Annotated in this window: 19 protein-coding genes and 1 pseudogene; 10 read left to right on the forward strand and 10 right to left on the reverse strand. The window is 41.6% G+C overall.

The features are described from left to right. The first annotated feature begins 268 nt into the window (after nt 1-268). Both CDG77_RS02175 and CDG77_RS02180 read left to right on the forward strand, forming a co-directional pair. Nucleotides 269-1,612, forward strand: coding sequence for a calcium-binding protein (locus CDG77_RS02175; RefSeq protein WP_094327657.1), 1,344 nt, complete (start codon nt 269-271; stop codon nt 1,610-1,612). Nucleotides 1,613-1,731: 119 nt separating this feature from the next. Then, nucleotides 1,732-3,180 (forward strand): PQQ-dependent sugar dehydrogenase, encoded by a 1,449-nt coding sequence (locus tag CDG77_RS02180; RefSeq protein ID WP_190233889.1) that lies wholly within the window; start codon nt 1,732-1,734, stop codon nt 3,178-3,180. An 11-nt stretch (nt 3,181-3,191) separates the two neighbouring features. Here CDG77_RS02180 and CDG77_RS02185 read toward each other — a convergent pair whose 3' ends face one another. The 7 genes from CDG77_RS02185 to CDG77_RS02220 all read right to left on the reverse strand — a co-directional run bounded on the left by CDG77_RS02185 (nt 3,192) and on the right by CDG77_RS02220 (nt 12,176). Next, entirely contained in the window at nt 3,192-3,965 is a 774-nt protein-coding gene (locus tag CDG77_RS02185; protein WP_181154338.1) for a hypothetical protein, read from the reverse strand. A gap of 103 nt (nt 3,966-4,068) precedes the next feature. Continuing rightward, nucleotides 4,069-5,136, reverse strand: coding sequence for an NADPH dehydrogenase NamA (gene namA, locus CDG77_RS02195; RefSeq protein ID WP_094327682.1), 1,068 nt, complete (start codon nt 5,134-5,136; stop codon nt 4,069-4,071). Between the two features lie 264 nt (nt 5,137-5,400). Then, nucleotides 5,401-5,598: a hypothetical protein gene (locus CDG77_RS02200; protein ID WP_094327659.1), complete on the reverse strand. Its 198-nt coding sequence runs from the start codon at nt 5,596-5,598 to the stop codon at nt 5,401-5,403. A gap of 463 nt (nt 5,599-6,061) precedes the next feature. Then, nucleotides 6,062-6,193: a MetQ/NlpA family ABC transporter substrate-binding protein gene (locus tag CDG77_RS37340; protein WP_223269693.1), complete on the reverse strand. Its 132-nt coding sequence runs from the start codon at nt 6,191-6,193 to the stop codon at nt 6,062-6,064. A 1,093-nt stretch (nt 6,194-7,286) separates the two neighbouring features. Next, nucleotides 7,287-9,503 carry a dynamin family protein gene (locus CDG77_RS02210; protein ID WP_094327660.1) on the reverse strand — a complete coding sequence of 739 codons (2,217 nt, stop codon included), beginning with the start codon at nt 9,501-9,503 and terminating at the stop codon, nt 7,287-7,289. Nucleotides 9,504-9,757: 254 nt separating this feature from the next. Next, on the reverse strand, nt 9,758-11,839 hold the full coding sequence (locus CDG77_RS02215; RefSeq protein WP_094327661.1) for a dynamin family protein: 2,082 nt from the start codon (nt 11,837-11,839) through the stop codon (nt 9,758-9,760). A 16-nt stretch (nt 11,840-11,855) separates the two neighbouring features. Continuing rightward, nucleotides 11,856-12,176: a DUF3040 domain-containing protein gene (locus CDG77_RS02220; protein ID WP_094327662.1), complete on the reverse strand. Its 321-nt coding sequence runs from the start codon at nt 12,174-12,176 to the stop codon at nt 11,856-11,858. A gap of 409 nt (nt 12,177-12,585) precedes the next feature. Between CDG77_RS02220 and CDG77_RS35145 the strand changes: the two are divergent. The 4 genes and pseudogenes from CDG77_RS35145 to CDG77_RS36200 form a co-directional block, all read left to right on the forward strand. Further along, a pseudogene (locus CDG77_RS35145) lies at nt 12,586-12,681 on the forward strand (Uma2 family endonuclease); the annotation flags it as partial. An 85-nt stretch (nt 12,682-12,766) separates the two neighbouring features. Continuing rightward, complete coding sequence (locus CDG77_RS02230; RefSeq protein ID WP_094327664.1) at nt 12,767-13,741, forward strand: cysteine synthase A; 975 nt, start codon at nt 12,767-12,769, stop codon at nt 13,739-13,741. Between the two features lie 50 nt (nt 13,742-13,791). Further along, entirely contained in the window at nt 13,792-14,130 is a 339-nt protein-coding gene (locus CDG77_RS02235; RefSeq protein WP_094327665.1) for a (2Fe-2S) ferredoxin domain-containing protein, read from the forward strand. Nucleotides 14,131-14,178: 48 nt separating this feature from the next. Continuing rightward, complete coding sequence (locus CDG77_RS36200) at nt 14,179-15,087, forward strand: DUF5331 domain-containing protein (RefSeq protein ID WP_190233890.1); 909 nt, start codon at nt 14,179-14,181, stop codon at nt 15,085-15,087. A gap of 5 nt (nt 15,088-15,092) precedes the next feature. On the opposite strand, the gene ygfZ is transcribed toward CDG77_RS36200, so the two are convergent. Further along, a complete protein-coding gene (ygfZ, locus tag CDG77_RS02245) occupies nt 15,093-16,088 on the reverse strand; it encodes a CAF17-like 4Fe-4S cluster assembly/insertion protein YgfZ (protein ID WP_094327666.1) in 996 nt (331 codons plus the stop codon). 319 nt (nt 16,089-16,407) lie between these two features. Between ygfZ and CDG77_RS02250 the strand changes: the two genes are divergently transcribed. Further along, nucleotides 16,408-17,013 carry a Uma2 family endonuclease gene (locus tag CDG77_RS02250; RefSeq protein WP_094327667.1) on the forward strand — a complete coding sequence of 202 codons (606 nt, stop codon included), beginning with the start codon at nt 16,408-16,410 and terminating at the stop codon, nt 17,011-17,013. 347 nt (nt 17,014-17,360) lie between these two features. Here CDG77_RS02250 and CDG77_RS02255 read toward each other — a convergent pair whose 3' ends face one another. Further along, nucleotides 17,361-19,013, reverse strand: a complete 1,653-nt coding sequence (locus tag CDG77_RS02255; RefSeq protein ID WP_094327668.1) for a mechanosensitive ion channel — start codon at nt 19,011-19,013, stop codon at nt 17,361-17,363. A gap of 200 nt (nt 19,014-19,213) precedes the next feature. Here CDG77_RS02255 and CDG77_RS02260 point away from each other — a divergent pair, with 200 nt between their 5' ends. Next, nucleotides 19,214-19,654: an SRPBCC family protein gene (locus CDG77_RS02260; protein WP_094327669.1), complete on the forward strand. Its 441-nt coding sequence runs from the start codon at nt 19,214-19,216 to the stop codon at nt 19,652-19,654. 139 nt (nt 19,655-19,793) lie between these two features. Here CDG77_RS02260 and CDG77_RS02265 read toward each other — a convergent pair whose 3' ends face one another. Next, on the reverse strand, nt 19,794-20,615 hold the full coding sequence (locus tag CDG77_RS02265; RefSeq protein ID WP_094327670.1) for a SirB1 family protein: 822 nt from the start codon (nt 20,613-20,615) through the stop codon (nt 19,794-19,796). Between the two features lie 458 nt (nt 20,616-21,073). Between CDG77_RS02265 and atpD the strand changes: the two genes are divergently transcribed. Both atpD and atpC read left to right on the forward strand, forming a co-directional pair. After that, a complete protein-coding gene (gene atpD, locus CDG77_RS02270) occupies nt 21,074-22,522 on the forward strand; it encodes a F0F1 ATP synthase subunit beta (RefSeq protein WP_094327671.1) in 1,449 nt (482 codons plus the stop codon). A 122-nt stretch (nt 22,523-22,644) separates the two neighbouring features. Beyond that, entirely contained in the window at nt 22,645-23,058 is a 414-nt protein-coding gene (atpC, locus tag CDG77_RS02275; RefSeq protein ID WP_094327672.1) for an ATP synthase F1 subunit epsilon, read from the forward strand. The last annotated feature ends 77 nt before the right edge of the window (nt 23,059-23,135 follow it).

Here is a 23,135-nt window from a genome sequence, read left to right on the forward strand (position 1 = left end):
GCAACCTTTTGTTCGTGGTACTTAAGTAATGTAAGTTGAAGTTAAAAAAATAATTAAAATAAATAAACTTGAACTCAATTACCTATCACTTTCAAAATCAACTAACCAAATCAATAATTGATATTTTCTAATGAATATTGGTATTAATTAGGTTAATCAAGGTATCTGTATTTAAACTTACAGTTTTAAGTAATCCACATTTAACTTATAAAGAGTTCTTTGACTGAGGCCAAACTTAGGCATTAGTGAGAAATTTAGGAAAAATAATATGGCAGTTATTTTCGGCACTACGGCTCCTGACACAAGAAATGGGACTTCAGGAGATGACACGATATATGGTTGGGCTAATGGTGATAATGCCAATAGTTTGTCTGGTAACGATACCCTAAATGGTGCAGATGGTAATGATAATTTGTTTGGCGGGACAGGAAACGACAGTTTAATTGGTGGACTTGGCAATGACACACTTGATGGTGGCTTGGGTATTGACAGCTTGAATGGGGGAGTAGGTAACGACACTTATCTTGTTGACAGTGGTGCTGACACCATTACCGAAGCTGTTAATTCAGGGACAGATACCGTCCGGTCTACTGTCACCTACATACTGAGTGTAAATTTAGAAAACCTGACCCTGACTGGAACTAGCGCCATCAACGGTACAGGTAACAGTCTTAACAACATACTTTTTGGTAATACTGCTAACAACACTCTCAATGGGAGAGCAGGCAATGACAACTTAGATGGTAATTTGGGCAATGATACGCTCATTGGTGAAGATGGCAATGATAGTCTACAAGGCGGCCCCGGCAATGACAGCCTCAATGGGGGGTCTGGAGACGACATCCTCATCGGTGTTTTCCCTGCTAGTGTACTATCACCTGGATTAGGGGAGACTGATATCTTAACTGGCGGGGTTGGGCTAGATAGATTTATCCTGGGAGACGCTAAAAATGTCTTCTATGACGATAAAAGCACTACCAATGCTGGTTTTGGTGACTTGGCGACTATTACTGACTTCAACCCTAGTGAAGATCGAATAGAACTCAAAGGTTCGCCAAAAGACTACCGCTTGCAATCTGCTGGAGCCAACACACAAATATTATTAGATAAACCAGGAACAGAGCCAGATGAGATTATAGGTCTTATCCAGGGGAAAGTGAACCTTAGACTTGATAGTAACTATTTCCTTTTCTATGAACGGGAAAATGCTGGACAAGCTACAAACAATACACTAGCTAGTGCTGAAGCATTGGGTTCTTTATCATCAGGCTCAGACGTTAAACTTTCAGGTGAGTTGGTAACAGTTCAACCAGGGGACAATCCTGATTTCGACTTTTTTACATTTTCTCTAGCAAATCCCAAAACTGTCACCATCAGTGCGGTAACAACCGATGATACAGTTATCGGACTGTTTAACAATGCTGGGATCTTACTTCAAAGTGACGACGATAGTGGCCCCGACTTTGGATCGTTTATAACCGCTTCACTAGGTACTGGAACGTACTCAATTTCAGTGAGCAAATATGCTTTCTTCCCTCAAGATGGTGGAACTTTCACTGGCTCTAGTGACAGCAATTCTGCTCCTTATACATTAGAAGTGAGTTTGGTATAAGAAAGTTGTCAACTTCAGGGATTACTAACCTTAGGAGGCTATTAAGAATACTTTTACTGCTGGCTAGAGGAACATTAAGTTTAAAAACAAAATCATCTGACTATTTTATGAACCAAATAATGAATAGCACTAAATTATCCAAGCAAGATCAACGCAGATTCATCGGTAATTTATCTCTAAAAAGGTGCTTTATTGCTGCCAAAGCGTTGTTACTTACAATAGTTATATTAAATTATGGTAGTAGTGCAGTAAATGCTGCACCTCAATCCCTGCGTGCTGATATTAAGATTCGCCTTATTCTGAATACATTATCAGACTCTCCCTCTGTTCGGATTGCAAAAGATCCAAGAAACAATACCCTCTATTACCTCAAACGAAATGGTGAGATTTATCGAGTCAATTTAGGCTCCTCTACTAGTACACTTGTCTACAACTCTAGTAATCATAATATCGGTGAGACTCAAGGTTTGGCTATTGGCCCTAACGGTACAATTTACTTGGTTGGGAATGCAGACCTTGTGAATAACCAAACTAAAGCAATTATTGTTAAAGGTGAAATTCAGTCGGGTACACAACAGCGTATCTGGTCTATCTTAGCTAAGAGTGCAGGATATCCCAAAAGCAAAACAGCTTACGATCATCGCTTCAACGGTGTGGTTGTTAGCCCAGATGGTAGCTTTATCTATGTGAATAGCGGTTCTCGTACCGATCACGGTGAAGTTCAGTCTTCTGATGGGTTGTATCCCAATACTCGCGAAGTAGGATTAACTGCCTGTATACTCCGACTTCCTAGTAATGGCAAAAATCTCTTCCTTGCAAACAATCGAGCAACCTTAAAGACAGCTGGCTATATTTTTGCAGAAGGAATACGTAATACTTTTGATATGGCATTTGCACCCAATGGGGATTTATTTGGTACAGAGAATGGCCCCGATCGCGATATGTCAGAAGAATTAAATTGGCTACGTCTAGGTGGTAACTACGGCTTTCCCTGGCGCATTGGCGGGACAGACAATCCACAACAATTTCCCAATTATAATCCTGCTAATGACAGATTGTTAGACCCTCGATTTAACGCCGTTCAAAAGGGCTATTTTCGTAACGATCCAACCTTTCCTGTTCGGCCTAATGTAACCTTAATTGAACCAATTTCTAATCTTGGGCCAGACGCAGACAGTTACCGCGATCCAGTAGATGGCAAAGTCAAAGATGCCAGTGTTCTGGGGCAAAGTTTTAGCAGTTTTACAGCCCACCGTTCTCCTTTGGGCTTAGTTTTTGATACACAAGGAGTAATGAGTCCAGAATTCAATAGAGATGGATTCATGTTGAGTTGGACACCAGGCGACTCCACTGGCGAAACAGTAGCAGGCCCTTTTAAAGATCCTAGCCAAGACCTACTACATTTAAACTTAACTAAAGTAGGAACTACCAACTATAAATTTAACGCTACGCGCATTGTCAAAGATTTTAGTAATCCTATTGATAGTGAAATTATCGGCAATAAAATTTATGTTCTGGAATATGGTGGAAATGAAGGAATTTGGGAAGTAACTATGCCAACTCAATAAAACATTGCTACTCAATCTCTTTTGGCAAAATTTTCAATATCCAGGTAGTAAAGGGATGTATGCCACCAAAGGTGTCCGTAGAAAGCCGAGCTACCATATTCCCAAGTATCGCTAAGACTCTCCATTAAGTTAATCCCCTCTTCTAAACGTCCTTGAGTTTCTAATACATGAGCAACAGCGTGGTGTGCCCAACGGTTATCTCGTTTCAGGGCGATCGCTTGTCGTCCATATTCTTCTGCTTCGGCTATTCGATGACACTCTTCTAGCCCGAAGGCCAGCATTCCGTACATATACGGGTTGTCACGATTTGCAGCGAAAACTTTTTCGGCAATTCGCAACATTCCCTGGCTGTTACCAGAATTTCTATAGTGGTATTGGGCCAGATGTACTGAAGCTAAATCGCGGGGAAAAGTAATGGCGATCGCTTCATGGTGGGCGATCGCTTGAGCAATATCTCGGTTTGCCCATGCTTCAATTGCAGCAACGTAAAGTTTTTCGCGATCGTTAGCTCTTTTCAGGTTTGCTTTCGCCACATTGAGATACGATTTCGCCTGGGTTAAGGCATTACTACCACCAGCAAACAGATAAAAGGCGGCAACTTGAGCATTGGCGATCGCACATGCTGGATCTGTCTCAACTGCTTTGAGAATAACTTGGGCATCGTTACCAACACACAGTAATTGATCGACAAAAATGCAGACTAATAGCAACCTCTTCTCCCAAAGCCAAAGCAGCTGAAGCATCCGAACGCCAATGGATACCACCGTGACCGCGACCAATAGCATAATTAGTTGCCAATTTATTCAACTCTCCACCCACAGTCAGTAGTGACCCACTGTAAGCAGCAAGGGTTGAAGGTGGTTGATACTCAATTAAGGACAGGTGATATCATAGCCAAGCTCGGTCATATTGAACAGGCCAGAGTTTATCGTGTCCCAACTGTTTAGCTGCCAGATGCGGCCAGTAAGGATTGCGGAGTAGTTCGCGTCCCAACAGCACTATATCAGCTACTTCTGTGCGAATAATCTCATCAGCCTGTTCAGGGGTTGTAATTAAGCCAACAGCTCCTGTATGGATATTGGCTTCGCGACGGATGCGTTCGGCAAACTGAGTCTGATAACCAGGTTTAACTGGTATATTTATGCCCGGTATAATACCCCCTGATGAATTATCGATGAGATCGACTCCTAAAGACTTCAGTTTGTCACTTAAAGCAATACTTTCCTCAATGTCCCAACCCTTATCTACCCAATCGGTGGCAGAAATACGTACCCAGAGTGGATGCGTCTCAGGCCAAACCTCTCGGACTGCTTGAACAACTTCTCTAAGTAAACGAGTCCGGTTTTCAAAGCTGCCACCATAATCATCTTGCCGTTGGTTAGAAAGAGGTGAGAGAAACTGATGGAGTAGATAACCGTGGGCAGCATGGATTTCAACTACCTTGAAACCAGCTTGTAGAGAACGTTTAGTAGCTTGGACAAAGGCATCAATAACTTCCTGAATTCCCTCAAGACTTAGGGCTTCTGGAACTGGGCTATCTTTGCTAAAAGCGATCGCACTACTCGAAACCAAAGGTCGCCAACCTTCCTGAGATTCATCTAGCGCTTTCCCTCCCTTACTAGGTTTGGCAGTGCTGGCTTTTCTGCCTGCATGAGCGAGTTGAATACCTGCAACAGCTCCAAAGTTATGAATCAATGCCACCGTTTTGGCTAAAGTTTCGATGTGTTCATCCGACCAGATTCCCAAATCTTGAGGGCTAATGCGTCCGCGAGGTTCTACGGCTGCTGCTTCTGTTAGCACTATACCTGCACCGCCAACTGCGCGAGAAGCTAGATGAATAACGTGCCAATCATTAGCATATCCATTTGTGCTGGAATATTGACACATAGGTGAAACGGCGATGCGGTTACGAAAAGTAACTTCACGAATCTTTAATGGTTCAAATAGATGTGCCATTGGGATTGATTCCTTTTCTTGCTTGGTGAAAAAATAGGGGTGTAAGGGTGGTGAGTCACTCTCTAATTCAATATAATTGTTCTGAAAATCATGACTAGTTTTGCCCCTACTCTTCCACACCTCGATAAATCAAATTGCTCTGAAACTAGGATTAGCTTTTCTCCCTACACCCCAACATCCTTATTTTCAGACATTAAACGGCTGTAGATTTTCTCTGACTTATACTGACATGAATGATAAACGCCACAGCCAATAAAAAGAATCCTATAGCTGACTAGAGTCCCGCTCGAAATTTTGATGAATAGCCTGATTCTCAAGCTCTTGGCTCTGCAATTCCCAGATATCACATTTTACTTCTTCTTTATCCACTAATAACTGTAGATGATCTGGTAATTTAGCTGGTTGCGAAATTGTCCAATTTTCTCCATATAAACATTCTCTTTCAATTTGTCCAAAAAACATAACTTTCCTCTCCATAAATGTCACAATTTAAGTTTAGTAACTCCTGATTTCTGAAAAACGAAGTAACAAAATATTCATCCTTCATTCTTTCATCTGATTTAAAATACATCTCCTATTCCTCCCTGATATTGGTTATTAATAAAATCTCTCACCTGTAGATCGTTAAGTAGCTTGTTTAGTTTCTGAATATTGGGTTCATTTTCTTAACCCTCTAACGAGACTAATGCCAAAGTATACTTTTTCTCTTTAGCTGTTTTTTATCCGATAGATTGCAGTGTTATTGCTGCTAGAACAACAGTTTTAGCCGAATAAACAATGAATTCTACATCATTAACATCTCGAATTAGTTGGACTCATTCACTGATTTAAGGCTTTTCGATAAAAGACCAAGTGTGCTTAATAAAACTAGATTTAATGGCACTAAATTAATTCTGAGTTCCTTGATGGTATTAATCATGAAAGGTCAATGTTGAAAAAAATTGGCATCGATTACTTTATCTCTTAAAGCTATATTCGGTCGTACTTGGTCATTAGAAGTAATAATTATTACTTCTGTTTTGTCTTCAGGTGCTAGTTGAGTATTTACAAACTTCAAAATATCTTCAGATATGATTTTCGGGACAAAAAACTTCAGTTACGCTTTAAAAATGCACCTTGAAGACGAATAAGACCCTCCCCAGTCTTTTTTGAATTGGTACTCCCAATGCTTTTGCACTACGGCTGCTCCTGCTGTCCAAGTTTCTAGCCGATCGAGTTGTTGATTTCTGGGATTAAATCATGTGTTCTGCAATCAAGGTTGTAAGCTAAAAATCTTTTAATTTGTATCCTCCAAAAAATAAATCTCTTGTGGGGTGGGCATCTTGCCCGCCTTAATTGTGCAAATTAAATGCATGACAGCTTAGTAAACCCACATAGTTCAGCCAACTAGATCGGATACTTAGCTCGTGAGTAACTGACATCACGAGGTTTAAGAGGGTGAGTCATTATGGTGCAGTTGTCGTAAACGGGAATCCAGATCCTGTAATATGGCTCAGACATAGCTTTCAACAACCCTTGTAATAGACGCTAAAAGTTTACTTGGCACTATATTTTGAGTTTATTGGCTAACGCAGATAATTTATCGATAATCTCCTGTAAATCAATCTGATTATCGTAGTATACATTTATGAGATTTACATGGATTGTGCTAAAAAACAAGAGGCTATTAAAATTTATTGATATTACTCCTTAAGAGAGTTGAGTCTGTGGCGAAAACTTTCTCAAAAAAAGGACAAGTATAATTTTTGTCTTCAATGGTTAAAACAATAGATTCTGCATCGAAAGTGTTAGATGAATCTCCACGCCATATTACATTTGTATTGTGAAGTGTGACAAACTGGTTGGGAGAACTACCTATAATTTATACTAATTTCTTAAAAACCAAGCACTTATTGCCTTTGAGTTTTCTTTAGGTAAACTGTTCGTTTTTATGAAAAGTTTACGCCTTGACAAACAAAAAGTTTCAGCTAAGTAGAACAGGGTAAATAATTAAAGGTTTGTAGTGAGAACTTTAGTTCTCAAATCAGGACTAAAGTCCTTACTACGAACTGATTTTTGCTAAAATTACATTACTTTACATAGTTTGTTTTTTTCAAGTCGTTCTACTTACACTTAATCTAACTTTTTAGAGAAGTCCGGTATCTTATCGTTTATTTATCACTCAAAATTGTGTAAGCATCATTAACTAAGTGCATTTTCTCTTGTGCTTGTTTTAGCAGTTGCGGCTGATTTACAAACAAATCTGGATGCCATTTTTTTACTAAAGTTCGATAAGCCTGCTTTACCTCAGCCTGAGAAGCATTTGCTTGCAATCCTAAAATGCCGTAGGCGCGAGTAATCTTATCTTTTTCCGTCTGGCTTTTGGGTTGACTGGGTGCTTTGTTGCTTTGAGTTGAATTTTGCTGTTTGCTAGTTTGGGAACCAGGCATTCGCATCTCTGCTTTCATCCGGGCTATTTCCTCATTGAGTTCCCAATCACGAAATTTCGCCTCCACCTCTTCTTTCCTCGGAGGTTGAGAAGATTTTGGCAGTGGAGAGACAGATTCTACCCTTCTACCACTATTCTTAACAGTATTTTCCTGCTGTTGCTTAACAACAGGATCTTTTTCAGGGGAAATTCTAACTCTCTCTGGCTGTGGCGAATATTTTTTATTAGTATTAGTGTATTTTGGTATTTCTTTATAAGGTTGATGATTTGAGAGGATTTTGACTTTTTCTAACTCTCGTAGCAACCGATTAAAACCATTTTGTGATTGCTGCAAACTTTCGCGTTTATTACTAATTTCTACTGGTTCTTGACTGAATTCAAAGCAAATTACTTTTTCAGCTTGCCGTTCATATTCAGCCAAAATTGATAACCCTTGACTGCTAAAACTATAAAAATAATCTTCAATTGCAGTTATACAAAGTTTAGCAACTTCCTGATGATAAGATTCCTTGGCTAATTGTTCGTCTTGTTTTTGGATATTCTTGTTTAACAAATAAGAAATACTTCCCACGACAGCAGCACCTACCGGTCCGCCTAATAACCAACCAATACCACCACCAACAGCGATAGAACCAGGTTCACTCAAATCATCAGTATTGTTTGGCTTTGGGGGTAGTATTACTTGTGGTTCGCTAGGAAAAGGAATTAATAAATCTTGTGGTCTTTCTTCTTGGAAAAACTCGTAAGCTTGATAAAGCCATTTCACAGCAGCTAATTGTAATTGATTTAAGTCTTTTTTAAGAATATTTGTTTGCCAATCTTTAAATTGATTTTCTGCTAATGCAACTGCTGCATCAGCTTGATATTTTGTGAGTAGCTTGGGTAATGCTAGCCAATCGCGTAATTCTCCAATGCTGGTAGAAAAGCCTTTATAAATTAAGTTAGCTGCTTTTCGTTTAATTTCAAATTTACTATTTTGTTTATCGTCAAAAGATTTTATTTCAAGAGCAATCGGGTCAATTTTAGCTTTTAATGAGAGTTGGATTTGAGAAGCGATCGCTTGCACTCTTGGCAAACGCACACTACCACGATCTGGTTGCAAAATCCCCACAATATTTTGCAAAGCGGTTTCAAAAGCTGCTAACCCGCTACTATTTGCAGCAGCAACATCGCCTTTTAATCTAGCTCTTAAGGCAGGTAAAGCATCGACGCGATATAAATTACTAAAGCCTGGGGGTAATTCGGCTCGAAAGCTTTCTGCAACAAACAGCAGGCGATTTTGGACTTGTTTTTGCTCGTCAGGTTCGAGTAAGTTCAGAAAATTGGCAACAAATATAACTGTTTTAATACCGCGATCTAATAGCCAATCTCGTAAGTTTTCCCGTTCACCTAAAGTCATTAATTTTCGTGCATCTAGTAATTGGATAACTAAATCTGCACTTAAAAGCTTTTCTCTGACTAAATTATCTTGTTCATCTCGATCATTTGTTCCCGGTAAATCGAGAAATTCTACGCCTGTTTCTAAGAAGGGATGCGGACAAAAGACTTCTACAGATGCTACATCTTTTCGCATCTGCCTATTGCCATCAAGAATTGCAAATTGTTGTAGAATTTCTGTGCCACTGCGATAGACTTCTGTACCATCTACTAATATGATCCGAGTCCGTACATCAGAGCCATATTTAACAGTAATTGATGCACCTGTAGTAGGAATTAAATCAATTGGTAAGGTGCGATTTCCTAGAATGGCATTCAGTAAAGTGGACTTACCATGATTAAAAGGGCCAAATACCGCAATGCGAAAACTAGGATTAACTAGATGATTGCAAATGGTAATTATATCTTGATGTAATTGTGATTTGCGTTCTAAATTCAGTAACGCAGATACAGATTTCAGAGACTCTGCTAAATTCTTATAACCTTCATACTGTTGTTGCATATTTCCTCGTTTCCAGGCTCCGCCTCACATTCTTATGTTTATACTAGGCATAACTAAACATAGAATAAAATCCTAGTTTGTAGTGAGCGATTCATCGCTCATAGCAAAGTTTATCAGGACTAAAGTCCTTACTACAAACTTTAATTTATTTATGTTTAGCTACTTATGGTTATGGAAAGCGGAGCCTTCCTATAGGCATTCCCAGCTTCTAGCTGAGAACGAGAATAACGAAAGGACGAGAGTAATAATATATATTAGCTATAGTAAGCTAATAAGTTACTATACGCCGCCTCTATTTTTTGTAATTGAGCTATTACATCTTCTTGTAAGCGTTTTAAACGATTGAACTCACCCTCACGATTTATTTCGCGGGTTTGTTTCTGCTTAACTAAATTATCTAATTCAGATTTGCGAGAGATAATATCATCGTTAATCCGCTTACTCACTTCTCTTTCATAAGAATCAAAACACTCTTTGACGGCACTGTATACAACCTGAGATTGCTCGTGTGCAATTTGTGGTAGATGTTTTACTAACTCTTTCTTTGCCGTTTTAACTAACTCTCTACGTGCTTGATCTGCTTGCAAAAATCCTACTCCTAAACCTAGCAGCGCAAACCCAATTGGCCCAAGTAAAACACCTGTCACAGCTGTAATTATGCCGCCAATACCAATTACAGTGAAGTAGTTTAACAGGATATTTTTCCAATCAAATCCAGCCCCGGCTAGCGCAAAACCAGCAAGATTTCCTTTAGACAGTGATAACAATCCCATTGCCCATTTTGCCCAGCCGGGAGAGTTATCTTCTTCAGCAGTAGTAGTGGTATGTACTTTTACGTCTTGTCCGGTGAGCTTTTCTGTAATTTGGTCTGTGACTTGATTATAAGACGCGCCATATTGGGCAGCACTGCGAGAAAGTTCTTTAAAAGCTGCATTTATATCTTTTTCAGCAGTTAATGTCCAAGCCGCAGATTTATCACTGATATATTGCTCAAAGGCTTTTTGCAGTGCGGTGTTAAATGCTTCTCGTTTACCACTACTGAGAAAATCAAACAAATTTAATTCTGGCTGATAGCGTAAGAAGTCGGTTTCAAAGGTATTACCTAAGTTTAAAACGTAGCTGCGAAAAGATTCAGAAATCGTTCTTGCTTGAGTGTCTCTGGTATTGATAATTTCTTTTTGGAATTCATCTCGAATACCTGTGAGTTTGTTAAACTCTGGTTCTACTGAATCAATGCGTTTTTTCAATTCATTTACATCTTGGTCAAGTAATGGTACGCGTCTTGCAACTGCCTCACGGGTATGATTGCAGGCAAGTCTAGCTAAGGTTCTAACTTGACGGAGTTCTGCGATCGCACGTTCTCTGGTAAGAAATGTATTAAGGGAATCCATAAACTTCGGAAAGCCAGTCCCCTCTAAATCAGCTTGAGGGTTCTTCAACCGTCGTCTGAGTGCTTGAATTGACGAAAGCTCAAACACCCTTTCTTCATAAATATTCTGGCCTTCTACAGTACAATATTCTGCTAAATTCGCCTTAAATACTTGCCGCAATCTATCCTCAGATGCTTGTAATTCTTCGACATCATCAGGATCGATCAATGATTCCCGCACCTGATCCCAAGCATTAACTAAGAAGAAAACTGTCAATCCTCGACCTTTGATATAATTTTCTAAGTAGCGACGCTCACCCAAGGTACAAGGTTGAGAAGCTCTCATCACAAACAGAATTGCATGGCAATTATTTACATAACCCAAAGATAATTCGTTTCGTGCTTCTGTATCATTCAATCCTGGGCTATCGACAATTTCAATTCCCTTTTCTAGTAGCGTTAAGGGATATTCAACTACTGCATAATCGACATCTGGAAATGCTTGCTTTTTCTCCTGCTCTAGTTTTTTTGCTTCAGCCGGATCGATAGTATATTTATATTTAAAGTTTTGAAAATCTAACTCTTGCGGACTTTTACCATCATTAAAATGAATAGTAACTTTCTTTTCTGGGCCATAGCGTAAAACTGTTAATACTGCGGTACAAGGGTTAACATCGCTCGGCAATAAGTTTTCCCCAATTAAAGCGTTGAGAAAAGTACTTTTTCCCCGTTTCATATCGCCCAAGACTAAAAGGCGAAATACACCTTGGCGGAGGTTTTTACTAGCTACTGTAATATCTTCAATATCTCGCTCTAAACTGAGTTTTCCTGATGAAGAGTCGCCAGCTAACTCCGCTTGATTAATAGTTTCAGCCAGTTTAGTTAAACACACAGACATCTCCGATCGCACTTGAGCAACCCGCTCTAAATCTTGGATAAATCTGTCAGTTGCCACCTGATTTGTCATAAAATTTACACCTTAATTAAAGATTGATTTTTTTAGATTCCAAAAATAGTTTGTAAGACACCCACCCCAGCACACCAACAATAATAAACCCAGCTAATACTGAGGCTATTCTTACTGCAACTAGCGCTACCACACCAAGAGCAAAAAGCTTTCCACCCAGAATCAGTTTTTTCATCCAAGGTTTCCGATCTGGCTGATGTTTCACAGTTTGATGAAAAGCTACATCAGTAGCATGGATGTTAGTTTCCATTTCCCGGAGTCGCAATTCAACTTCTCGTTCTCGTAATGTGCGTTCCCGGTGTTCAAGTTCTTTTTGGCGATCGCTCTCAGATGTCATCAGTGTCCATCCCGTCTAAGACAATGAAAAGATACCAGCATTTTCTTATCAATCATGTTGTATACTAACTTACGTAAATATTTAGCAACCCCAGTAAATTTACTATTTTGCTTCTCATAGCCTGGTAAACTGAAGCTGGAGTTGAACACCACAAAATGCACTTTCTTATCGGAAATTTGTGGCGAAAACGAATATTAGGGACTGACAAATAAAAAAACATCCCAAATTTTCTTGTGGGATGGGTGTCCTCACCCGTCCTATATTCAGGGCGGGCAGGATGCCCACCCCACAAGAGGGATAATTAATTTATTTTTTGGAAATCCCTTACTGTCTCACCAAAAGAATTAGTTGCGTGAGAATAAGAAATACAAGCCAGTTGGGTAGACAGCAAAACCTAGAGGAAATCATCATGTTTTCATCCCCTTTAGTTGTGCAAATTCCTCCCTCAATGCAAATGACAGACGAACAGTTTTTTGACTTTTGTGAGGTTAATCGTGAATTACGCTATAAGAGGATGTTTGAAAAGTCCTTGGTGATGTATCAAATACTTTTAGATCCCCCTAAATCCCCCGATAATAGGTATAGTCAAAATGGATATTAAAAATGGCTTCGTCGGCGCTGTTGGTAACACCCCCCTGATTCGCTTAAACAGCTTCAGTGAAGAAACAGGGTGTGAAATTCTCGCTAAAGCTGAATTTCTCAATCCTGGCGGTTCCGTCAAAGACCGCGCCGCACTTTACATTATTGAAGATGCCGAAAAGAAAGGTTTACTCAAACCTGGTGGTACTGTTGTAGAAGGAACTGCTGGTAATACTGGCATTGGACTGGCGCATATTTGCAATGCTAAAGGCTACAAATGCCTAATTATTATTCCCGATACTCAGTCACAAGAAAAAATAGACGCACTGATAGCACTAGGTGCAGAAGTTCGTCGCGTTCCAGCTGTACCCTACAAAGACCCGAACAACTACGTCAAGCTATCTGGCAGAGTCGCTGCTGAGTTAGAAAATGCTATTTGGGCGAACCAGTTTGATAACTTAGCCAATCGCCACGCCCACTACGAAACCACAGGGCCAGAAATTTGGAAACAGACAGATGGTAAAATAGATGCATGGACATCTGCAACTGGTACTGCTGGTACTTATGCTGGTGTGGCCTTGTACTTGAAAGAACAAAATCCAGCGATTAAATGCGTTGTAGCCGATCCTCTGGGTAGCGCACTCTATAGCTATGTCAAAACTGGCGAAATCAATATAGAAGGAAATTCCATTACCGAAGGCATCGGTAACGGTCGCGTCACAGCCAATATGGAAGGCGCACCTGCCGATGATGCTATCCAAATCGATGACAAAGAAGCTTTGCGGGTAGTTTACCAATTGCTAAGGAAAGATGGGTTGTTAATGGGCGGTTCAACGGGTATTAATGTTGGCGCAGCTATCGCCCTAGCGAAGCAGTTGGGGCCAGGACATACCATTGTCACCATCTTGTGTGATAGTGGTTCCCGCTATCAGTCGCGGATATTCAACCCGGAATGGCTAGCTTCAAAAGGACTTTCAATAGATTAGTCATTGGTAATTGGTCATTGGTAAAAAATAATATAAAAGACAAAGGATAAATGACCAACATCACTCAACCATCAAACTTGCCCACAATAGACCAACCCTCTGCTTCTAAATGTGTGCGGGTTTGTCAAAATCGTACCTGCAAAAAGCAAGGTGCGGCCAAGGTATTAGCAGCTTTTACGGCTTTCCCAATCCCTGATGTAACGGTAACGGCTAGCAGCTGTTTAGGACAATGTGGCAATGGGCCGATGGTGCTGGTATTACCCGATATGGTCTGGTATAGCGGCGTTCAACCGGATGAAGTATCTCTACTGATAGAAAATCATTTACTGGATGGTGAAAGAGTCGAACAGATGCTCTATTATCGGTTTCATCCCCAGAGATCAAATTAATTAGCAATATCAAAGTCTGTAATCTTGTTGACTGAAGTGAGGCATCCAATGAATATCCAGCAGCTGCGTCAATCCTTAAAACAAAATTGGCTTGTTTACTACAACCAAAATATTACCTGGCTGGTGAAAATGCGAATTTGGGGGACTTACGATGGTCTACGCCGTCCTTTGTCCGGTTTTATTTTGGCAACACTGTCTGTTTTAGAACCCCAGTTTGATGAAATACTTGCTTTTATGATGGATTTGAATAACGATCCAGATAAAATAGTCGCTGCTTTAGGTCTTAACTTCAATCCTGATGAAGAGTTACGTTTGATAAAATTAGACCATTCTATAACTACAAGCCAAGTGGCAAGTGAGTTGCCAGATGAGAAGCATTCCGAGGATAAACATCTATTATCATCTGTAACTGCCAGCAAGATTGCACTTCAGTCTCTTGCCAAGACTCTAGACTCCAACTTGTCACGGGCCAATCAAGTAGTGCCATTATTTACAGCTAACACTGAAGTAGTTCGCACCCGCAAACCTGAGTTGGTAGTAGCAAATACAACTAAAATTGCTCCAGATACTCCGATAAAAACGCCATCCCCCGGTTTTATAAGGGAATATCAACCCATAGGATTGCACTCTGCGCTGACAATGATTACCGAAGTTAACAGCAAAGCAAAAACTATGCCATCTGTGGCGCTAGCTAGCGAGGTTAAAAGCAACGCGCCATCTGTCCGAATCCCTGTAGGCGCATTGCTGGCAATTACAACCGAGATTAACAGTAATGGCAAATCAGTGCGATCGCTAGCAATTACTACTGAGGTTAAAAGCAACGGTAAACAACCGAATATTCAACCACAAGAGGTTAAAAGCAAAGTGATACCAACCACTAATGCCCGTAGTTTAGCTTCTTGGGTGGATGAATTTTGTTACGGCACTAGAAATAAAGAAGAAGATATTAGGACTTGAATTACTTACGGGTACTCGTGAGATACAAAGGGGATTTCTATGACTTCACCTTCAGTTTCTCCCACTTTAACTTTTAAGCCTACGCCACCAGCTTTGGTGCGAATATAACCTAGTCCAAAATAACCATCAGCCGTTTCTGTGTAACTGGTAAGTTTACCGACCTTTTCATCTCCAACTGCGATCGCACTTCCAACTTCCACAGGGGCACTGAGGCGGATACCCAAAAGGTGTTGTTTTACACCTTTATATGTATTTAATCGAGCGATGGTTTCTTGCCCAATATAGCAACCTTTAGTAAAAGAAATTGTTTGCCACAAACCAACTTCCAGAGGATTGTAATCATCTGTGAGTTCGGAATCTGGCGCGGGACGACCTTGTAAGATTCGTAAGGCATCCCAAGCGCGATCGCTCATCTCTACCGCCCCAGCTTCTAACAATTTATTCCATACTGTCGCTTTATCAGTATAGGGGAAAGTTAAGGTGTATCCGGGCGCAGCTAACCCACTACCCACGGCAATCCGCACTCCCTCGGCGGGAGCAATAGTGTATACTTTGTGACTACCGTAAGGTTGGCCGATGAGTTCGCCAATACCCAGCTTTTCTAAAATAGCGTCGCTTTCTGGGCCAATGAGGCTGAAGGTGTTGGTATATTTTGTGATATCAGATAATTCCACCTTGTCAGCAAAGAAAATATATTTATCCAGCCATTCCATGAGATATTGGCGGCGGTTGGGTGAAACTAGCAGGATTACTGCATCTTCTCTAACGTAGGCGGTTGCTAAATCAATTGTTCTGGCTGTGGAAGTGACAAAAACCGTATCACAACCTTGTCCTGGCTTGAGTATTTGGAAATTGTTAGTACTTTGGTTGTGTAAAAAGTTGAGGCGATCGTCGCCAGCCACTTTGATGCGTCCCCAAGCGGTGCGATCGCATATTGCAACCCCAACTCTAGCGGCTTGGATAGCTGCTGCGTCTCGATCGTCAATTGTAGATGTTGGCATAGTGGTGAGAACTGCCCTGTTTTAATGTTGTCGCACTGGAAATCTTAGCAAATAAGCGTTTCCGGCTTCAACGTACCTCCGGTTTTCTTGTAACTGAAGTGCATTGGCAAAGTACCTTGTGTTAGTTGCGTTCTGGTCACTTCCATAGAAAAACACGAGAAATAGTACCTTTTAGAAGCAGACAGAACAAGAGTGCGATCGCTTGGAAAAATAAGCTAACTTGAAAATTTAGCTTTTATAAAATAATCAAGCGCCCTGTGTAATGGCGCTTCCCCATTGGTTAGATACTTTAAGATTAAAACAACATACTTTCAGGATAATGACATATATCTCCCAAAAAACCCTCACTACAGAAGATTTTCTGTCCCAATACCGAGAGAATACCCACTATGAATTAGCAGACGGAGAACTAATTAATATGGAACCCACTGCCCCCCATGAAACGGTGAGTGGCAAAGTTGCAACCCAAATTGGTATACAAATTGTTACAGAACAACTCCCCTGGTTTATTCCTCGCACTTGTTTAATTTACCCTTTCGCGGATGCAGCCACAGTTCGTCGTCCTGATGTTGTGGTTCTTGATGAAACTGTTCTTGACCGCGAACCTCTTTGGGAGCGAGAACCCGTAATTACGCTGGGACGTTCAATTAAGCTGGTGGTTGAAGTTGTGAGTACTAACTGGGAAACTGACTATGCTCGCAAAGTTGAGGAGTATGCACTTTTAGGCATTGCTGAATATTGGATTGTAGATTATCGAGGATTGGGTGGAGTCGCATTTATTGGTAAACCGAAACAACCTACTTTCACTGTATGTCAACTAGTTGAAGATACTTATATTTTACAACAATATCGATTAAATCAATTAATAAAATCACCACTTCTGCCCCGTCTTCAACTTCGCCTAGATGATATTCTTCCTCGTTGAGTGTGTCCTGCTCCCAGAACTGCGGGCTTCATGGCTTTACTAACATCAATTCCTACCCATTGAGAAATATTTTCCATTACCAGTTTGACTTCTTCAGTGCGATCGCTCTCTGCTATCGATTATTTTGTAGCTCCCCAACTTTAAATCTGCTGTATCTCTTGTTTTTGAAAGCGTTGAGCTTCAGAACTCGGAACTTGAGCTTTAGAACTCGAAATGTCAAATTCTCCACTCAAACTCCGAGTTTTTAAGCTCTAACTTTCAATATCTTAAGCAGATTTTCTGCACTATTGATGCTTATGGCTGTACTCTTGCGAGATTTACAGACGAAATTGCACCTTTATCAACTTTTAGTTTCTACTTTTGAAAGAGTTTAGCCATTCTTGAACTTGCTCGCGGGCAATATCGCGCCCTCCAAGACCAAAGGCTAAGGCAATAGCAACTGCGATCGCACCTAATAAAAGTCCAAAGGCTAAATTCACAATATCACTGGCAACTCCAATCTGTTGCAGTGCCATTGCAGAGACTAAAGCAATAATGGCAATTCGCGCTACTTGCCCCAAAATCTCTGCCTGACGTTCGCCGGAACTGGTAATGATATTAAAAGCCAGATTTGCCAGGAATAAGCCAATGGCAAAGATTACCAATCCCGCCAAAATCCGCCCGAATATAATCACAATCCCAGACACTAATGCTGTCAGGGCTGCGATATTCAAGATATTTACCGCCGCCACCGTTGCAAATAGCATGATACCCACTAAGGCAACAATACCTGCAATTTCCGATGGAGTGCGGCTTGGGGTATGGGCAATTGTTGGTTCGGTTGAAATTTCGATGCGTCTAGTGGGTGTTGTTAGACCCAAAATAGTGAAAATGTTATTAAAGCCTAAATTGGTGAGGATACTTGTAACCAAATCTGCGACAAACCGCCCCACGAAATAGGCAACAATTAAAATTGCCACGGCTGTAAAGATGGCAGGGAGAGCGTTAAGAATCTGTTGCAGCATAGCGATCGCCGGGACAGAGATCGCATCAATTCGCAAGGCATTAAGCGCTGCGATCGCCACAGGAATCAAAATCAAAACATAGACAATTGTGCCGAGAATATTCGATAGAGGTTGCACCCCCGCAGCCGCAGATAATCCCAAACGACTACCCAAATGATCGATCCCAGTTGTTGCCAACAAGTTAGTCACAATCCGGCGCACCACATTAGCTAAAAACCAGCCAACTAGAGCAATTAGCGCCGCCGCTAAAATGTTTGGCAGAACTAGCAGAACCTCTGTAATCAGAGCTTGTACTGGTTGTAGAGCCTGTCTTAGTCCGAGAGTATCTAAAACTGGGGCGAGAAACAGTAAAAATATAAACCAATACAGAGCATTACCAATGGTGTCACTCAGAGACAACTGATTCAGGCTAGGTGTCCTGTCTTCTGGTTCTGGATTCAAACGCTCATCCAGATTAAATGCCTGTAACGATCGCACAGTGATAATCTTCACAATGGTTGCCAAAAACCAGGCGGTTCCTAAAAGGATTCCCGCACCAACCAAATTTGGCAAAAAGCCAATAAGTTGATTGAGAAAATTATTCAGGGGTCGAGAGGCTACCTCCAGATCCAACGTCTGTAAAACAGCTACCGCCGTCAATAGGATAATACTCCAAAAGACTAAGCTGGAGATTAATTTCTCCACTTGGGGAACATCTTGACGACCTGTTACCCCTGCGGCAATGCGATTATCTATATTTGTGCGATTGAGGATTCCTCGCGTCACCGCAGCTGCGATCGCTGCAATTAGCCAACCTACTAACAAAATTGCTACTGCCCCCAGTAGACGGGGCGTAAACAGAATTATCTGTTGAACAATACCTTGTACATTAGCGATTCCTTGATTCACTGCTGGTTGTATCGGTTGCAGACTGGGCGATTGTGCCAAAAATTGCTGCACCCTCATGGGCAAACCAACTCCTATCACCTGGGTTATTCCTTGCCAAGTTGTGTTCATGGTTTTCGGAAATTAAGCTTAAGTATTCACCGCAAACACTGAGTAAGTGTTTTGCCTATCAATTTACCAGTAAAAACATACATCTATCGCATTGATATCAAGAGTAATTTTTGACTTTGTTACTAAATATTTGATTTAATGTACTGACAATGGCGAATTTTGCGTTACTCTAATTGCAGCAACAGCATCGAAGATGTGGAATGCCGCAAGTTTTAGAACAATCAATTCAAATTAATGCTACAGCTACGGTGGTGGAGCGCTGTATTAGCGATTTAGCTCTTATGCAACGCTGGCTCAACCCCGTCCTGCGTTGCGAACCTGTGGGTGAAGCTTGGAGTACTGATGTCGGCAGTCAAAGTCGTTTTATCATTCAAATTCCTCTGCTGAAACCCACGTTGAATAGCGTAGTTGTAGAACGACAACCAGGTTTGGTAGTCTGGGAATTCCAGGGATTTTTTCAAGGGCGCGATCGCTGGGAATGTCAACCCACAGAAAAGGGAACGCTTTTACTAAACCGTTTTGAGTACGATATTCCTAACCCCTTAGTGAGTTGGGGTTTCAACACCTTTGCTGCTTCTTGGACAAAAGCAGATATGCAAGCTCAACTCCGCCGCCTGAAACGAGTCGCAGAAAATTCGTAATTCGTAATTCGTAATTCGTAATTCGTAATTCGTAATTGGGCACAAAAGGCAGAGGGGCACTTAGCTGGGGTAAGGGGGAGAATTAAGAATTACCTCTTTCCCCTCTGTTTCCCAGTCCCCATTCTCCAATCCCCATTCCCTAGTCCTTACCCAACTCGGTAAGTAGCCGCCGAATCATTGATGCATCCTGGGCCTCAGGAACTGCTGCTAAATAATTTTGTAAGTCGTTTACTGCTTGGGGGTAGCGACCGAGTTGATAGGAGATTAAGCCGCGATCGCGCAATTCTAAAGTTAAATTAGGAAACAGTAACAAAATTCGTTCAATCGCTGCTAGGGTTTTTTCTAATTCTTGTTGTTTGAGGTAGATAAGTTTTATATTTGTCAGCATTCGGGCTAAAAATTGCCGATTACTGACTACAGCTAAAAATTCTGGTTGTAGGCTAACAGGTCGCTGATAAAGTTGAGACAGCAGTTCTTCGCAATCTTGGGCAAATATTATTTCACCGCCATTGAAGGCATCTACGAAAATCTCTATATCTGGAACATCTGGACGAATCAGGAAATGTCCTGGCATCCCTACACCCACCATCGGAAAATCAATCCGTCTGGCAACCTCCAGGTAAACCAACGCCAAGGTTATGGGAATTCCCAATCGGCGGTCAATTACATCATTAAAAAAACTATTGCGCGGATCGTAATAGTCAACTTTATTAGCAGAAAAGCCTAGATCATCGTAGAGATACTGATTAATACTTTGAACTATCCGCAAAGGATATCGTGAATCAGGCAGGCGTTCTTGAAGCTCCCATGCCATTGTATCAAGGGCATTAAGATATTCCTCTGGGTCTAACTTGGGATATTCTTCTTGTGCAATATACAAAGCTGCCTTTGCTAGGTCAATGTTTTCGTCAGCCTGCTGAATCTCCTGATAAAAATATTGTCGCGCTGACGAGAAATTCATAAGCTGTTGCTCGGTGAAAGTGTGATGAAACTACAGCCAAACCCAATGCTGGATTGGGTTTGCCTGAAAACAATTTTTTATATCTAAACATTTTATAATTCTAATAAACTACTGAATTGCACTGGTGTAGGCGATCGCAATTCAGAGAAAGCCTGAAACACTAATTCTGCCTTCAATAATTTAAACCGTGAGATCGAAACAAGGGACTCTACCGTGTATAGTTTTGCGTAATTCCTAAGTGTTGTGTCTAGAATCATCATGACACGCCAGTTTTAATTTTGAGTCTTTCCTAGTGCCCATGCTAAAACTTACCTTAATTTTGATCCCCAAGCCCCAGTCTTAAAGATCAATTTAAGGCGAAGGTGGGGGCGTTCAGTGCTAATCTGAAAGGTGACATTGCTTAATTTTATGTCTTCTCCGACCTTATCTGAAATATAGCTTCACTCATTAGGCGCAGCATGGTCACAACCGCAGAAAAAACAAACATTGGCTACATTACCCAAATCATTGGCCCAGTCGTAGACGTTAAATTTCCCGGCGGGAAATTGCCACAAATCTACAACGCTTTGAAAATCAAAGGCACCAATGAAGCTGGACAGGAAATCAACATCACCATTGAAGTACAGCAACTGCTGGGCGACAATCAGGTGCGGACTGTTGCGATGAGTTCCACAGAAGGCTTAGTGCGCGGTTTTGAAGTTACCGATACAGGCGCTCCTATCAGCGTGCCAGTTGGTAAAGCCACATTGGGTAGAATTTTCAACGTCCTTGGCGAACCCGTGGACAACAGAGGCCCAGTAAATGCTGAAGCAACTCTACCCATCCACCGCTCGGCTCCCAAATTCACCGATCTGGAAACCAAACCTTCGGTGTTTGAAACTGGGATTAAAGTTGTTGACCTTCTGACTCCCTATCGACGCGGCGGTAAAATTGGTCTATTCGGCGGTGCTGGTGTTGGTAAAACCGTGATCATGATGGAATTGATCAACAACATCGCTACTCAGCATGGTGGAGTATCCGTATTTGCTGGCGTGGGTGAACGCACCCGTGAAGGCAATGACCTCTACAACGAAATGATGGAATCTGGGGTTATCAACAAAGACAACCTCAACGAATCAAAAATTGCTCTAGTTTACGGTCAAATGAACGAACCACCCGGAGCAAGAATGCGGGTTGGTCTTTCGGGATTGACAGTAGCAGAATACTTCCGGGATGTGAACAAGCAGGATGTGCTGCTGTTTATTGATAATATCTTCCGGTTTGTACAAGCAGGTTCCGAAGTATCCGCGCTATTGGGTCGGATGCCTTCTGCGGTTGGATATCAGCCCACATTGGGAACCGACGTAGGTGAACTGCAAGAGCGGATTACCTCGACTACAGAGGGTTCCATTACCTCCATTCAGGCAGTATACGTACCTGCGGATGACTTAACCGACCCCGCACCTGCTACTACCTTCGCCCACTTGGACGGAACTACAGTACTGTCTCGCGGTTTGGCTGCTAAGGGAATTTATCCCGCAGTTGACCCCCTGGGTTCAACTTCCACCATGCTCCAGCCCAATATTGTCGGTGAGGAACACTACAATACTGCGCGGGCGGTGCAATCAACTCTACAACGTTACAAAGAACTCCAAGATATTATCGCCATTCTCGGTTTGGATGAATTGTCTGAAGAAGACCGTCTAATCGTGGCCCGGGCGCGGAAAGTTGAGCGCTTCTTGTCTCAGCCGTTCTTTGTCGCAGAAGTATTTACCGGTTCTCCTGGTAAGTATGTGAAGTTAGAAGATACCATCAAAGGCTTCCAAAAGATTCTGTCTGGTGAGTTAGATGCTCTGCCAGAACAGGCTTTCTACTTGGTTGGCGACATTAACGAAGCGATCGCTAAAGCTGAAAAAATCAAAGGTTAGTCATTAGTCACTGGTCATTGGTCATTAGTCATTAGTCATTAGTTCAACTGCTAATGACTAATGGCAATTACGAAAGACAAAGGACAAATGACAAAGGACGAAGGACAAAGGACAAAAGACAAATGACATTAACCGTTCGGGTAATTTCTCCAGATAAAACAGTCTGGGATGCTCCAGCTGAAGAAGTAGTTTTGCCTAGCACAACCGGTCAACTAGGTATCCTCACTGGACACGCACCACTTTTGACCGCCTTGGATACTGGTGTAATGCGAGTCCGTGCCGCGAAAAATCAGAATTGGGAAGCGATCGCCCTTTTGGGTGGCTTTGCCGAAGTCGAAGAGAACGAAGTGACAATTCTGGTTAACGGCGCTGAACGTGGTGACAAAATTAACCTAGAAGAAGCTCGTGCTGCTTACAACAAAGCAGAAGCGGGACTCACTCAAGTCTCAGCAGACGATCGCCAAGCCCAAATTAAGGCAAATCAAGCCTTCAAACGCGCCCGCGCTAGGTTTCAAGCTGCTGGCGGTTTGGTCTAATTTAACTGATTCGGCGGAATTCCCCGTCCCTCTACAGGGCGGGGATGGATAGCCGGACGACGACGAAAACACCTCCA

It is taken from the genome of Nostoc sp. 'Peltigera membranacea cyanobiont' 213 (genome assembly GCF_002245975.1).
Classification (GTDB): Bacteria; Cyanobacteriota; Cyanobacteriia; order Cyanobacteriales; family Nostocaceae; genus Nostoc.

Bases quoted from the DNA above. Each gene is read 5' to 3' on its own strand.
- CDG77_RS02220 (WP_094327662.1), bottom strand. From the start codon at position 12,176: ATGACATCTGAGAGCGATCGCCAAAAAGAACTTGAACACCGGGAACGC.
- namA (WP_094327682.1), bottom strand. From the start codon at position 5,136: ATGGCACATCTATTTGAACCATTAAAGATTCGTGAAGTTACTTTTCGT.
- CDG77_RS02180 (WP_190233889.1), top strand. From the start codon at position 1,732: ATGAATAGCACTAAATTATCCAAGCAAGATCAACGCAGATTCATCGGT.
- CDG77_RS02260 (WP_094327669.1), top strand. From the start codon at position 19,214: ATGCCGCAAGTTTTAGAACAATCAATTCAAATTAATGCTACAGCTACG.
- CDG77_RS02215 (WP_094327661.1), bottom strand. From the start codon at position 11,839: ATGACAAATCAGGTGGCAACTGACAGATTTATCCAAGATTTAGAGCGG.
- atpD (WP_094327671.1), top strand. From the start codon at position 21,074: ATGGTCACAACCGCAGAAAAAACAAACATTGGCTACATTACCCAAATC.
- CDG77_RS02210 (WP_094327660.1), bottom strand. From the start codon at position 9,503: ATGCAACAACAGTATGAAGGTTATAAGAATTTAGCAGAGTCTCTGAAA.
- atpC (WP_094327672.1), top strand. From the start codon at position 22,645: ATGACATTAACCGTTCGGGTAATTTCTCCAGATAAAACAGTCTGGGAT.
- CDG77_RS02175 (WP_094327657.1), top strand. From the start codon at position 269: ATGGCAGTTATTTTCGGCACTACGGCTCCTGACACAAGAAATGGGACT.
- CDG77_RS02230 (WP_094327664.1), top strand. From the start codon at position 12,767: ATGGATATTAAAAATGGCTTCGTCGGCGCTGTTGGTAACACCCCCCTG.
- CDG77_RS02250 (WP_094327667.1), top strand. From the start codon at position 16,408: ATGACATATATCTCCCAAAAAACCCTCACTACAGAAGATTTTCTGTCC.
- CDG77_RS02255 (WP_094327668.1), bottom strand. From the start codon at position 19,013: ATGAACACAACTTGGCAAGGAATAACCCAGGTGATAGGAGTTGGTTTG.
- CDG77_RS02235 (WP_094327665.1), top strand. From the start codon at position 13,792: ATGACCAACATCACTCAACCATCAAACTTGCCCACAATAGACCAACCC.
- CDG77_RS02265 (WP_094327670.1), bottom strand. From the start codon at position 20,615: ATGAATTTCTCGTCAGCGCGACAATATTTTTATCAGGAGATTCAGCAG.
- CDG77_RS02185 (WP_181154338.1), bottom strand. From the start codon at position 3,965: ATGCTATTGGTCGCGGTCACGGTGGTATCCATTGGCGTTCGGATGCTT.
- CDG77_RS02200 (WP_094327659.1), bottom strand. From the start codon at position 5,598: ATGTTTTTTGGACAAATTGAAAGAGAATGTTTATATGGAGAAAATTGG.
- CDG77_RS36200 (WP_190233890.1), top strand. From the start codon at position 14,179: ATGAATATCCAGCAGCTGCGTCAATCCTTAAAACAAAATTGGCTTGTT.
- ygfZ (WP_094327666.1), bottom strand. From the start codon at position 16,088: ATGCCAACATCTACAATTGACGATCGAGACGCAGCAGCTATCCAAGCC.